The sequence below is a fragment of the Thermomonas sp. LB-4 genome (assembly GCF_036409385.1).
Taxonomy (GTDB): Bacteria; Pseudomonadota; Gammaproteobacteria; order Xanthomonadales; family Xanthomonadaceae; genus Thermomonas.
Genome location: NZ_JAXOFT010000006.1, coordinates 51,797 through 65,263 on the forward strand (window position 1 = coordinate 51,797; position 13,467 = coordinate 65,263).

Consider the following 13,467-nt stretch of genomic DNA (forward strand, 5'->3'; position numbering starts at 1 on the left):
GCTTCAGCGCGCGATCCGCGCGCCCTTCAGGTGGGCGACGCCCTTGGCCACGTCGGTCCACACCAGCCACGCGCCGCCGGCATCCACCGCCAGCTTCGGATAGCCGCTGGCCAGGCCGCGCGCGCCCAGCTTGGCGACCTCGATCTTTTGCAGCGGCTTCGACAGGTCGAGTGGGTAGCGCGCCAGCATCAGCGCCTGTCCCTGCGTATCTTCGCGCAGCCAGGCCACCCACACCTGCTGCGCGTCGATGGCCACCGCGGCGCGGCCCAGCACCGCGGCGCCGGCATCCAGCGTGACCGGCGCGAAGAAGCGCTCGCCGGAATTCGGGCTGCGCGCCAGCCGCAGCGTCGGCGTACCGCCGGCCTCGCTGTACCAGGCCACCACCGCAGTGTCGCCGGACGCGGCCAGCGCCGGGCCGGCCACCGGGCAGGCGTCGATCTTCCAGCCGTCGGCGTGGACGGCCTTGGGCGCGGTCCAGGCGCCGTTTTCGAGCCGCGACACCGCGATGTCGCGGATCTCGTCGTCGCCGCGGTCGCGGTACGCCAGCAGCGGGCCGCGCGCGGTCAGCGCCACGGCGGTCTGGCAGCAGTCGCAGCTGCGCGCATCGACTACCGCATCGGCGCCGCGGTTCAGGCTCATGTCGAAGCGGTTGGAGCGCAGCTGCATCGCGCCGGTCGACGACTGGTGCCCGGCGTGTGCTTCCGCTGCATCCTGCGCGCGGCCGTCCAGCCAGGCGATGCCCGCCGCGTCCGCACCATCCGCCCACAGCGCGGCGAAACCATGTTCAACCGGCTGCGCGTCGTCGTTGACGCGGGTGATCTGGGTCCAGGCCATGCCGCCGTCGCGCGAGCGCGCCAGCACCAGGTCGTAGCCGCCGGCATCGTCCGGCTGGCGCTGCAGCCACTGCGCCCACAGCGCGCCGTCGGGCGTGGCCAGCAGGTGCGGCGTATCGGCCGCGTTGGCGATCAGCGAATTGCCCACCGCGATCGTGCGCGGCTGGCTCTGCCAGCCGGCCTGCTCGGTGTAGGAAGCGAACTGCAGCGCGTTGCGCCGGCCTTCGCGGCGGTTGATCCAGCTCAGCAGCACGCGTTCGCCCGGCGCCAGCACCAGGTCCGGCGCCATCGACCCGGCTTCCGCGGGCAGCACCCATGTCTGGGCGGCGTAGTCGCCGCTGCCCGAACTGGCGGGCGGGGCTTCGCGCTTGCAGGCGGCAAGCAGCGGCAGCGAGCAAGCGAGCGCGAAAGCGAATGCAGTGCGTGTGTTCATGGGCGAAGGATACGCCGGGCGATGGGTTCCTTCCCCGCATTGCAGATGCGGCCTGTTTCCCTTCTCCCCGTTGCATGGGGGAGAAGGAAAATTGAGACGGGCTCAGGGGGTCGCATCGCCACCTGCTGCCCTTCTCTCCGCACAGCGGGAGAAGGGAAATGGCCGAGGGCCAGCTCAGCCGTATCGCACAGCGGGGAGACCGGAAATCGCGGCGGGGCCGGCTGACCCGCATGACCGGCAGACGGAAAGTGTCAGGCCGCGCGTTCGCGCCGCGCGCGCTCCAGGTGCACCAGCAGCAGCGCGATTGCCGCCGGGGTCACGCCGGGGATGCGCTGCGCCTGGCCGACGGTCTGCGGGCGCACGCGCTGGAGCTTCTGCAGCACCTCGGCGGACAGCCCGCGCACGCCCACGTAATCGAACGCATCGGGGATAGGGGTGGCCTCGTGGCGGCGCTGGCGCGCGATCTCCTCGCGCTGGCGGTCCAGGTAGCCAGCGTACTTGGTTTCGATCTCGACCTGTTCGGCCACCTTCGGATCGTCCACCGCCGGCCCCAGCTCCGGCACCCGCATCAGTGCGGCGTAATCGAGTTCGGGGCGGCGCAGCAGGTCCAGCGCGCTGTTCTCGCGGCTGACCTCGACGCCGAGATGGCGCGCCAGCGCGGCGCCCAGGGCATTGTTCGGCGCCGCCCACAGCGCCGACAGCCGCGCGGTTTCGGCGGCGATGGCATCGCGCTTGCGCGAGAACTTCTCCCAGCGCACATCGTCCACCAGCCCGAGGTCGCGGCCCGCCGGCGTGAGCCGCGCATCGGCATTGTCCTCGCGCAATTGCAGCCGGTATTCGGCGCGGCTGGTGAACATGCGGTAGGGCTCGGAGGTGCCGTGGGTGATCAGGTCGTCGACCAGCACGCCGAGGTAGGCCTCGTCGCGACGCAGGGTCCATGCGTCCTGCTGGCGGACGAAGCGCGCGGCGTTGGCGCCGGCCAGCAGGCCCTGCGCGGCGGCCTCCTCGTAGCCGGTGGTGCCGTTGATCTGGCCGGCGAAGAACAGCCCCGCCACCGCCTTGGTTTCCAGCGAGGCCTTGAGCCCGCGCGGATCGAAGAAGTCGTATTCGATGGCGTAGCCGGGGCGGGTGATGTGCGCCTGCTCGAAGCCGCGGATGCTGCGCACCAGCGCCAGCTGCACGTCGAACGGCAGCGAGGTGGAAATGCCGTTCGGATAGATCTCGCTGACGCCCAACCCTTCCGGCTCGACGAAGATCTGGTGGGACGCCTTCTCGGCAAAGCGCACCACCTTGTCCTCGATCGACGGGCAGTAGCGCGGGCCGATGCCTTCGATCTGGCCCGAGTACAGCGGGCTGCGGTGCAGCGCGTCGCGGATGATCTGGTGGGTGCGCTCGCAGGTGTCGGTGATCCAGCAGCTGACCTGCGCCGGCTGGTCCGCGTGGCTGCCCATGAACGACATCACCGGGCGCGGGTCGTCGCCGGGCTGTTCAGTCATCACCGAATAGTCCAGCGTGCGGCCATCGATGCGCGGTGGCGTGCCGGTCTTCAGCCGGTCGACCACGAAGCGGCCTTCGCGCAGCTTGTGCGCCAGTGCGGTGGACGGCGGATCGCCCATGCGGCCGGCGGCGTACTGGGTCTCGCCGATGTGGATCTTGCCGGCGAGGAAGGTACCGGCGGTGAGCACCACGGCCGGTGCGTGGAAGCGCAGGCCGGTGCTGGTGATCGCGCCGCGCACGGCGTCCTGCTCGATGACCAGGTCGTCGACCGCGGCCTGGAACACCGTGAGGCCGGCCTGGGTCTCCACCGCGCGGCGGATGAAGGCGCGGTACAGCGACCGGTCGGCCTGGCAGCGGGTGGCGCGCACGGCGGGGCCTTTCGACGCATTGAGCGTGCGCCACTGGATGCCGGCGGCGTCCGCGGCGCGCGCCATGATGCCGCCCAGCGCGTCGATCTCCTTGACCAGGTGGCCCTTGCCGATGCCGCCGATGGCGGGGTTGCAGCTCATCGCGCCCACGGTTTCGATGCTGTGGGTCAGCAGCAGCGTGCGCGCACCGGCGCGGGCGGACGCCAGCGCGGCTTCGGTGCCGGCATGGCCGCCGCCGATGACGATGACGTCGAAGTTGTAGAAGCTGGCGCTCATGCGGGCATTATCGCGCGCCGCGCAGGACACGGCTGGGCAGGGTTGGCACGTTTCATGCTTTGGAAAGATCAGCACCCGCCCTGGCACGCCAGCTGGCGATGATCGGACTGAACAGGGGCCGATTGCGCGCAGGACGGGGACGCTACGGGGGCCGGTTGTCGGGGGACAGCCGGCCCCCACTTTGTTTCCGGCCGCATCGGCATGCGCATCGATCCAGCCAACCGAGGTCGGCAAGGCGGACCGGAAGGAAAAGCGCCGGTGCCCGCGGGACGCGGAACAGGGGGGATCCGGAGAATCCCGCAAGGCACCGGCGCGATTAGATTAGCGCGAACCGGCGCGATGTGACGCCACGGGTCCATGTTTCGACAATCTCCGGTTCAGGCTGTGACGGCGCGCACAAAGTGCGCGGCCGCAGCGCGCCGCGGCCGCCGAAATGGCATGCGCTAGCATGCGCCGATGACTACCGACGAGCTGCCGGCGCCCGGCATCGACGACATCTTCGATGCCGCCGCGCGCATCGCCCCGCACGCCCACGCCACCCCGGTCCTGACCTCGCGCGCGCTCGACGCGGAGGCCGGGGCGACCCTGCACTTCAAGGCCGAACAGCTGCAGCGCGCGGGTGCGTTCAAGTTCCGCGGCGCCTGCAACGCGGTGTTCTCGCTGGACTCGACGCAAGCCGCGCGCGGGGTGGTCACGCACTCCTCCGGCAACCACGGCGCGGCGCTGGCGCTGGCGGCGCAGCTGCGCGGCATCCCCTGCCACGTGGTGGTGCCGGACGGCGCGGTGCAGGCCAAGCTGGCGGCGATCGAACACTACGGCGCGATCCTGCATCGCTGCGCGCCTACGATCGCGGCGCGCGAAGCAAGCTGCGCGCAGGTGCAGGCCGAGACCGGCGGCACCGTGGTGCACCCCTACACCGACCCGCGGGTGATCGCGGGCCAGGGCACCGCCGCGCTGGAGCTGCTGACGGCGCAGCCAGACCTTGACGCGTTGGTGGTGCCGCTGGGCGGCGGCGGGCTGGCGGCCGGCACGGCGCTGGCGATGCGGGCGCTGGCCCCGCGCTGCAGGCTGTTCCTCGCCGAGCCGGAAGGCGCGGCCGACGGCGCGCGCTCGTTCGCGCGCGGCGCGCTCGACGTCGACTTCGTGCCCGATACCGTCTGCGACGGCCTGCGCGGCAGCCTCGGCGCGATCAACTTCGCGCTGGTGCGCACCGCGGATGCGCAGGTGCTGACGGTGGACGACGCGCGCACCGTGGCCGCGATGCGGCTGCTGTGGACGCGCACCAAGCAGCTGGTGGAGCCCTCGTCGGCGATCGCGCTGGCGGCGGTGCTGGCGCATCCGGAACACTTCGCCGGGCGCCGCGTGGGCGTCGTGCTGTCCGGCGGCAACGTCGACCTGGACGCGCTGCCGGCGCTGCTGGCCCGCGCCGCCTGAGGCCGGACCGGAACTCAGTCCAGCGCCAGCGGCGCGGCGTGCGCCTGTGCGCCCCCCGCCGGCGCCGCCGCGGCGGGCTGGCGCGGAATCCACAGGCTGAACACCACCTCGCCATCGCGGTTCGCGGCCACCACCTCACCCCCGTGGGCGCGCACGAACTGGTCGACGATGTACAGCCCAAGGCCCAGCCCGTTGCACGCCTGGAAGCTGCCCTTGAAGGGTTCGAACAGGCGCGGCAGCAGCTGGTCGTCGATCCGCCCGCGGTTGCGCACCTGCACCTGCAGGCGGCTGCAATCGCTGCCGTCCAGCTGCAGCGAAACCCGCGCGTCCGCGGCATGGCGGACCGCGTTGCCCACCAGGTTGGACAGCACCTGGGCCATGCGGTCGACGTCGAACCGGCCGCCCAGCGTGCCTTCGCAGGCCACCTCCACCGCCACGCCCGGCGTGGATTGGCGGAACTCCTCGGCCACCTCGTCGGCGACCGCACGCAGGTCGCCCTCGCGCGGCTCCAGCCGCAGCACGCCGGAGCGGATCTTCGAGAAATCGAGCAGTTGGGCGATCATCCGCGCCATCCGGTGGGCACTGTCGAGGATGCGCCCGGCGATGCGGCTGCGGTCGGTTTCCGGCGGCATCAGCTCCAGCGATTCGGCGCACAGGCTGATCACCGACAGCGGCGTGCGCAGGTCGTGCGTCATCACCGCGATCATGGTTTCGTTGAGCGACAGCGCGCGCGCCAGTCGTTCGTTGTTCTGCCGCATCAGTTCGCGCTGGCGGGCCATCTCCACGAACACCCGCACCTTGCTGAGGATGACGTGCGGCTCCACCGGCTTGTACAGGAAATCCACCGCGCCGCTGTCGTAGCCGCGGAACATCCGGCGCAGGTCGCGCGGCGACGCGGTCAGGAAGATGATCGGCACCTCGCGGGTGCGGCTGGAGCCGCGCATCAGTTCGGCCAGGTCGAAGCCGCTCATCTCCGGCATGTTGATGTCGAGCAGCGCCACCGCGACCGTATGCGTCAGCAGCAGCTCCAGCGCCTGCGCGCCGGATTCGGCGGTCAGCACCGACAGGCCTTCGTCCTCCAGGATCGCGCGCATCGCCATCAGGTTCTGCGGCACGTCGTCCACCACCAGCACGTTCGCCTGCAACGGTGCCGGTTCCGCCTGCGACAGATTCATCGACCCACCCCCGCCAGTTGCTGGACCATCTGTTTCAGCGTGAGCACGGCATCGGCGCCCGCGGCCGCCAGCGCCGCTGCCGGCATCATCGGCATTTCCGCCTCGCCGGGATCCTGCACCCACACCCGCCCCCCGGCGCGACGGACCGCGGCCGCACCCTGCGCACCATCGGCGCTGGCGCCGGTCAGCACGATCGCCAGCAGTTCATGCTGCCAGACATGCGCGGCGGATTCGAACAGCACGTCGATCGACGGCATCGAGTACATCGGTGGCGCGTCCACGGACAGCGCAACGTGCCCGTCGTCCTCGACCATCAGGTGGTAGTCCGGCGGCGCCAGCAGCACCTGGCCGGGCAGGATGGGCTGCTTGTCCTCGGCTTCCATCACCGGCAGGGCAACGGCGCCATCCATCACTTCCGCCAGCTGGCTGGGGCGCCCGCGAGGAAGGTGGATCACCACCAGCAGCGCGCAGGGGAAGTCGGCCGGCAGGCCGGACAGCAGTTCGCGCACTGCCAGCACGCCGCCGGCGGAAGCACCGATCACGATCGCCCGCGGCGTCGGTTGCAGGAGGCTCATGTCCGCTTCCGGAACAGCTTCTGCGCCGGCACCAGCGGCTCGAACGCGTCGGCGTTGGCGCCGAAGCGCAGCGACTCGCGGCTGCCAAGGCCAAGGAAGCCACGATGCACCAGGGCCTCGCGGAACAGGCCGATCGCGCGGTCCTGCAGCCCGGCATTGAAGTAGATCAGCACGTTGCGGCAGGACACCATGTGCACTTCCGAAAACACCGCGTCGGTGGCCAGGCTGTGGTCGGCAAACACCACGTGCTTGCGCAGGCGGCGATCGAACACCGCGCGGCCATAGGCACTGCTGTAGTAATCGGCCAGCGAGCCGGTGCCGCCGGCGGCCTGGTAATTCCTGCTGAAGCCGGTGATCCGCCGGGTCTCGTAGGTCGCGCTCTCCGCCGCGCGCAGCGCCTGCGGATTGATGTCGGTGGCATAGATCAGGGTGCGCTCCAGCAGCCCCTCCTCGGCCAGCAGGATCGCCAGCGACCACACTTCCTCGCCGTGGCTGCAGCCGGCCACCCACAACTTGAGCGAGGGATAGGTGCGCAGCACCGGCACCACGTGTTCGCGCAGCGCCAGGAAATAGGCCGGGTCGCGGAACATCTCCGAGACCTGCACGGTGAAGAACGGCAGCGCCTGCGCGAACGCATCCGGCTCATGCAGGATGCGGTGCTGCAGGTCGGCCACGCGCTCGCAGTCCAGCCGCTGCATCGCCTGCCGCACGCGCCGCCGCACCGAGGCCATGGCGTATTCGCGGAAGTCGTGGTGGTAGCGCTGGAACAGCGCCTCCAGCAACAGCCGCACCTCCAGGTCGAACAGCGCCTCCTCGTTCACGGCCGCGAACACCACACCCTGCACAGCGACACCAGCTTGTCCACGTCGATGGGCTTGGCGATGTAGTCGCTGGCCCCGGCGTCGAAGCAGCGCTGGCGGTCGTCGTGCATCACCTTGGCGGTCAGCGCGATGATCGGCAGGTCCGCCAGCCGCGGCTGCGCGCGGATCCGGCGCATCGCCTCCAGGCCGTCCATCTCCGGCATCATGATGTCCATCAGCACCAGGTCGAAGTCCTGGCGTTCCAGCGCCTCCAGCGCCTCGCGGCCGTTGCGCGCGATGTCCAGGCGCACGCCCAGCGGTTCCAGCACGCTGGACAGCGCGAAGATGTTGCGTACGTCGTCTTCCACCAGCAGCACGCGGCGGCCGTCCAGCGCGCTGTCGCGGCGGCGCGCCTCGGCCAGCAACCGCTGCTGGTCGCCGGGCAGCTGCGCCTCCACGCTGTGCAGGAACAGGGTGACTTCGTCCAGCAGCCGTTCCGGCGAGCGCGCGCCCTTGATGATGATGCTGCGGGAGAACCGGCGCAGGCGTTGCTCCTGCTCGCGCCCCAGCGCGCGGCCGGTATAGACGATGACCGGCGGCGCGGCGGCGCCCTGGGCGCGCGCGATCTGCTCCAGCAGCGCATCGCCGCTGCCGTCGTCCAGCGCCAGGTCGGTCACCACGCAGTCGAAACGGGCGCCGGCCAGGGCCCGACGCGCTTCGTCCACGCTGCCCACCGCCACGATCTCCAGGCCGTCGCGCGCCAGCAGTTCGCACAGGCTGCCGCGCAGGTCGGCGTCGTCCTCGACGATCAGCAGGCGCTGGCCTTCGCGCCGGCCGCGCGACTCCAGTTCGCGCAGCACGCCGCCCAGCATTTCCCGCGTGGCCGGTTTGCGCAGATAGCCCACTGCGCCCATTTCCAGCGCGAGCTGGGTGCGGTCCAGCGCCGACACCACGTGCACCGGGATGTGGCGGGTGGCCGGGTTGCGCTTGAGCCGCTCCAGCACGCCCAGGCCCGATCCATCGGGCAGGCCGATGTCGAGGAGGATGCCGCACGGCGCCAGTTCGCCGGCCAGCGCGATCGCCTCCTCCGCGCTGGCGGCCACCACGCAGTCGAAGTCGAGGTCGTGGGCGATGTCCACCATCGCCGCGGCGAACGCGGGCTCGTCTTCCACCACCAGCACCAGCCGGCCCGGCCGCGCGGGGCAGGCGCGGTCATCGGGCACCAGCCCCATCGGGGGTGGCGCGTGGGGATCCGCCGGCGGCCGCGCGTGCGGCGCCTGGGCGATCACGCCGGCAGCGGCATCGACCGCAGGCGCGGGCTCGGGGATCGCCGACGCCTGCGCGACGGCGCTCATGTCGGCCGGCACCTCCAGCGTGAAGACGCTGCCTTCGCCCGGCGTGCTGCGCACGGCCAGGGTGCCGCCCATGCGCCGCGCCAGGTCGCGCGAGATCGACAGCCCCAGCCCGGTGCCGCCGAAACTCCGGCTGGTGCTGCCGTCGGCCTGGCGGAACGCCTCGAAAATCAGTTCCTGCTGGTCGGGCGCGATGCCGATGCCGGTATCGCTGACCACGAACACCAGCCGGTCGCCGCGCGCGTGCAGGCGCAGCGAAACCTCGCCCTGCGGGGTGAACTTGATTGCGTTGGCCAGCAGGTTCTTGAGGATCTGCTTGAGCCGTTTCACGTCGCCCACGCCGCCGGCATCGAAGTCGCCCTCGATGCGCAGGGCCAGGCCCTTGTCCGCGGCCAGCGGCTGGAAGATCTCGCGCAGGCGGGTGGCCACCCATTGCAGATCCAGCGGTTCCGCCGCCAGCTCCACGTGTCCGGCCTCGATCCGCGACAGGTCCAGGATGTCGTTGATCAGCGCCAGCAGGTCATTGTTGGAAGCATGGATGGCGTTGGCGTAGCGCACCTGCTCCTCGGTGAGCGTGCCCGGCTTGTTGTCGGCCAGCAGCCTGGCCAGGATCAGCGCGCTGTTGAGCGGCGTGCGCAGCTCGTGCGACATGTTCGCCAGGAACTCGGATTTGTAGCGGCTGGCCTCGGCCAGCGCCTGGGCGTTGCGCTCCAGGTCGGCCTGCGCTGCCAGCAGGCTGCGCCGCTGCGCCTCCAGCTCGCGGGTGCGCTCCTCCAGGTGCACGTTGGTCTGCTCCAGCTCGGCCTGCTGGGCCTCCAGCACCACCTGCGACTGCTGCAGCGAATTGCTCTGTTCCTCCAGCTCCTCGTTGGCCACCTGCAGCTCTTCCTGCTGCGCCTGCAGCTCCGCGCCCTGACGCTGGGTTTCCTCCAGCAGGTCCAGCAGCTGCTGGCGCACGTTGGCGGCGCGCAGCGCCACCCCGATCGGCTCGCCGGCGGCGCGGATCAGCTTGAGCTCCAGCCGCGGCGAGATCCGCGACTTGCCCATGCGGCCCAGTTCGAACGCGCCGGTGACCTCGCCATCCGCGGTCACCGGCGCCAGCAGCAGTTCGCCCGGGGCACTGGTTCCCAGGCTGGTGGACAGCAGCAGGTGCGAGGTCTGCACCGGCGCGATGCGCTGCGCGCGCCCGCTGCGCACGGTTTCCGCCACCGCGCCGTCGCCGGGGCGCAGGCTGCGCGGCTGGGTGGGCGGCATCGCCAGCCCCCCCACCAGCACCAGCTCCGTGTCGGTGCTCTGGTACAGCGCGCCGATCGGTGCCTCCAGGCGCGAGGCCAGGACCGCCAACGCATTGCGCGCCAGCGTCTCCGGCGTCTGGGTGCCACGCAGCGCCACCATCAGCTCGGCCAGGCTCTCCTCGAGCCAGAGCGCTTCGCTGACCTGCACGCGCGCCAGCAGGGCGTCGCGCACCACCCAGGCCAGGACCCAGCAGCCGGCCGCGCCGATGGCGCGGTTGAGGTTGGCCATGAACGGATCGATGCCGTCCGGCGAGAGCCAGCTGCCGGAGGCCAGCAGCACCGTGGCGATGGCCGCCACCAGCAGCGGCCCGCGGGGCCGTTCCTGGAAGAACGCCAGCGCCACCGCCACGAAGTACATGCACCATTCCGCATAACCCAGCGGGGTGATGGCATCCAGCAGCAGGGTGACCACGAGGGTCAGGACGATCGCAATCCAGGCGGCTTGCTGCCGGATGTCTTGGGGGGGCATGCGCGGACCCGTTGGGGAATGCCCTAGCCTAACCGCACCCGCGTGGAGACCGCGTCAACCACCGCGGTCGCTGCGCAGCGCGCGCAGTTCGCGGCGGTCGCGGGCGGCCTCGCGGGCCACCACCCAGGCGAACAGGGCGATCCCGGCCACCACCACCAGCGCCCCCGCCAGCGCCTGGCCCCGCGGCCAGGCTTCGCCCAGGAACAGCGCGCCCAGCAGCGCGGCGAACAGCACCTCCGCCGCCTGCATCGCTTCCACCGCGCCGAGCGCGGTGCCGTTCTCGCGCACCATGCCGGTGGCCTGGAAAAACAGGATGGTGGCGATCACGCCGGCGCTGAGCGCCACCCCGAACGCCAGCCCCACCTGCGCGGCCGGCGGCGGGCCCGCCTGCGTCCAAGCCCATAGCGACAGTGCCAGCCAGGCCGGCAGGCTGGCCAGGGTCAGGCCGAACACGCGCTGGCTGGCGTTGAGATCGATCCCGCGCCTCTCCAGGTGCAGCAGCAGGCCGCGGTTGCCGAGCGGATAGGCGAACGCGCTGGCGGCCACGCAGGCCAGCGCCACCCATGCCTGCGCATCCAATGCCCCGCGCGCATGCCCCAGCTGCATCAGCAGCACCCCGGCCAGGATCAGCGCAGCCACCGCGAAGCCGGCCCGCGGGATGCGCGCGCGCGCATCGTCGTACAGCAGCGGCGCGCACAGCATGCCGGCCAGCGCAGTTACCTGGAAGGTGCCGGCCACCAGCCACGACGGCCCGCTGGCCGCGGCGTAACAGAGCAGCATGTAGAACAGGAAAAACCCGACGCCGCTCCACAGCAGCCACGCCGCGGGCGCGGCGCGCATCGCCCGCCACACCGGCGCGATGCCGCCCTGCCACGGCATCAGCGGCAGCAGCAGCGGCAGCACGAACAGGTAGCGCAGCGCCGCCGTCCACGCCCAATGCCCGCCGGCCAGCGCCGCGGCGCGGTTCAGCACGTAGGTGAGGGTGAAGAACAGCGCCGACAGCAGCGACAGCCCCACCGCCAACAGCGCGCGGCGCGACGGACTCATCCGCGCCGCCGGATCGGAATGCGCGACACCGGCACCGCGGCAAGGTCGGCGCCGCCCTCGCGGATCGGCGCGCCCGGCTCCGGTGCCCAGGCCATCGCGCTGATGATTTCCCAGGTCGCCGGCAGGCCGGCATCGAGGCGATGCGCTTCGTAGGCGGCAGCGGCGCCCGAGAAACGCCCGCGCCCGGTCAGCGTGGCGCGCCGGCTGGCGAGCGCATTGGTCGCGCCCAGCGCGCGCAGCTCGTGCATCAGCGCCGGCAGGTCCGGATACACGGTGACTTCCTCGTCGCGGTCCACCACCGGCTGGAAGAAGCCGGCGTTGACCAGCGCATCGCCGATCCCGGCGGTATCCACGAACGGGCTGACGTGCGGGGCCGCGTCCGCCTGCGCGAACGCGCCGCGCAGCTCCCACAGGGTTTCCGGGCCGAAGGTGGAGAACAGCAGCAGGCCCTGCGGCTTGAGCACGCGGCGGAAGCCGTTGAGCACCGCATCGAGATCCTCCACCCACTGCAGGCACAGGTTGGAGAACAGCACGTCCACGCTGGCGTCGGCCAGCGGCAGCCGGCGCGCATCGGCGCAGACCTGCAGCGGCGCCCGCGCGAACGGGTTGGGCAGCCAGCGCCCGGCAGGCTTCGCCGCCGCGCGCGCCTGCCGCAGCATCGGCAGGGCAAGGTCCAGCGACAGGATCTCCGCCTTCGGCCAGCGCTGCTGCAGCAGCGCGCTGGCATGACCGGTGCCGCAGCCGAGGTCGAGCACGCGCTGCGGCGGCTTGCGCGCCAGCGCGGGGTCGTCGAGGTAGTCCAGCGATTCGATCAGCCGCGCCTCGGCCAGCCGCTGCAGCTGCGCCACCGCGTCATAGCTGGCGGCGGAACGCGAGAACGCGCGCCGGACTTGCTTGGCGTCAAATAGCGGCTCATTCATGGCCTTGCTCGTCATTCCCGCGAAGGCGCGCCGCTTCTGACAGACGCGGGCCTGTCCCATCCAGCCTTCCTTCGTCATCGAGAAGAGCAAGCGCTGGATTCCCGCCCTCGCGGGAATGACGGCTCACGTCGTCCAGGAAACCCAGCAGCGCATCGGCTACTGCATCGGCGTGGGTCAGGAACGGCGCGTGGCCGGCGTGTTCGATCTGCACGAACCGCGCATTCGGCGCGATGGCGGCGGCCTCCTGCATCGCCGCCGGGTTCACCAGCCTGTCGCGGCGCCCACTGATCCACAGGCTGGGCATCGCCAGCGCCGGCAGCGCATCGCGCAGGTCGCCCTGCTCCAGCACCTGCAGGCCTTCCGCCAGCACCCGCGGCGACGGTTCGCCGTGCGCCAGCACCGCGTCGCGCAGCATCCGCAGCTCCTCGCGCATGTGGTCGGAGCCGAACGCCTCCAGCGCGATGAAGCGGTCGATGGTGGCCTGCCAGTCCAGCCGCAGGCCATCGGCGAAGCCGTGGAACACCTCGGCAGGCATGCCCTGCGGCCAGTCCTCGGCCACCACGAACTTCGGCGTGGCGCAGACCAGCGCCAGCGCCGGTACGCGCGCCGGTTGCAGCGACGCAGCGCGCAGCGCGACCAGCCCACCCAGCGACCAGCCGCACCACGGCGCCACCGGCAGCGCGTCCAGCAGCGCGTGCGCGCAGGCATCGAGCGCCAGCGGCACCCCGCTGTCGCGGCTGTGGCCATGGCCGGGCAGATCGACCACGTGCAGGGTGCGGTGCGCGCGCAGCGCCTCCACCAGCGGCGCGAAGATGCCGCCGTGCATGGCCCAGCCGTGCAGCAGCACCAGCGGCGGGCCGCTGCCCGCGATGTCCACATGCAGCTTGTTCATTGATCTCGCGCCGACAGCGCGCGGCAGGTTCAGGAGCCGCATTATCGCGCGAAGCCCACGCCACCCGCCGTATCGTGGGCGGATCGCCAGCCACCGGAGCC

The 13,467-nt window shown here is 71.6% G+C and carries 9 protein-coding genes and 1 pseudogene; 1 reads left to right on the forward strand and 9 read right to left on the reverse strand.

The window, feature by feature from the left end; genetic code table 11:
* Positions 1 to 3: 3 nt before the first annotated feature.
* Both SPK54_RS06450 and mnmG read right to left on the reverse strand, forming a co-directional pair.
* Positions 4 to 1,266, reverse strand: coding sequence for a sialidase family protein (locus SPK54_RS06450; protein ID WP_330947102.1), 1,263 nt, complete (start codon positions 1,264 to 1,266; stop codon positions 4 to 6).
* A 251-nt stretch (positions 1,267 to 1,517) separates the two neighbouring features.
* Positions 1,518 to 3,407, reverse strand: a complete 1,890-nt coding sequence (mnmG, locus tag SPK54_RS06455; protein WP_330947103.1) for a tRNA uridine-5-carboxymethylaminomethyl(34) synthesis enzyme MnmG — start codon at positions 3,405 to 3,407, stop codon at positions 1,518 to 1,520.
* A 456-nt stretch (positions 3,408 to 3,863) separates the two neighbouring features.
* Between mnmG and SPK54_RS06460 the strand changes: the two genes are divergently transcribed.
* Positions 3,864 to 4,841: a pyridoxal-phosphate dependent enzyme gene (locus tag SPK54_RS06460; protein ID WP_330947104.1), complete on the forward strand. Its 978-nt coding sequence runs from the start codon at positions 3,864 to 3,866 to the stop codon at positions 4,839 to 4,841.
* Between the two features lie 14 nt (positions 4,842 to 4,855).
* On the opposite strand, the gene SPK54_RS06465 is transcribed toward SPK54_RS06460, so the two are convergent.
* From SPK54_RS06465 to bioH, 7 genes and pseudogenes are all read right to left on the reverse strand, one after another.
* Positions 4,856 to 6,016, reverse strand: a complete 1,161-nt coding sequence (locus SPK54_RS06465) for a hybrid sensor histidine kinase/response regulator (protein ID WP_330947105.1) — start codon at positions 6,014 to 6,016, stop codon at positions 4,856 to 4,858.
* A complete protein-coding gene (locus SPK54_RS06470) occupies positions 6,013 to 6,591 on the reverse strand; it encodes a chemotaxis protein CheB (protein WP_190279781.1) in 579 nt (192 codons plus the stop codon). Before SPK54_RS06470 ends, SPK54_RS06465 begins: the two co-directional genes overlap by 4 nt.
* Positions 6,588 to 7,436, reverse strand: a complete 849-nt coding sequence (locus tag SPK54_RS06475; protein ID WP_330947106.1) for a CheR family methyltransferase — start codon at positions 7,434 to 7,436, stop codon at positions 6,588 to 6,590. Before SPK54_RS06475 ends, SPK54_RS06470 begins: the two co-directional genes overlap by 4 nt.
* A complete protein-coding gene (locus SPK54_RS06480; RefSeq protein ID WP_330947107.1) occupies positions 7,409 to 10,507 on the reverse strand; it encodes a response regulator in 3,099 nt (1,032 codons plus the stop codon). The genes SPK54_RS06475 and SPK54_RS06480 overlap by 28 nt, the downstream gene beginning before the upstream one ends.
* Positions 10,508 to 10,561: 54 nt before the next feature.
* Positions 10,562 to 11,554, reverse strand: a complete 993-nt coding sequence (locus tag SPK54_RS06485) for a multidrug resistance efflux transporter family protein (protein ID WP_330947108.1) — start codon at positions 11,552 to 11,554, stop codon at positions 10,562 to 10,564.
* Positions 11,551 to 12,474: a malonyl-ACP O-methyltransferase BioC gene (gene bioC / locus SPK54_RS06490; protein ID WP_330947109.1), complete on the reverse strand. Its 924-nt coding sequence runs from the start codon at positions 12,472 to 12,474 to the stop codon at positions 11,551 to 11,553. Before bioC ends, SPK54_RS06485 begins: the two co-directional genes overlap by 4 nt.
* A 133-nt stretch (positions 12,475 to 12,607) precedes the next feature.
* A pseudogene (gene bioH, locus SPK54_RS06495) lies at positions 12,608 to 13,357 on the reverse strand (pimeloyl-ACP methyl ester esterase BioH); the annotation flags it as partial.
* Positions 13,358 to 13,467: the final 110 nt, after the last annotated feature.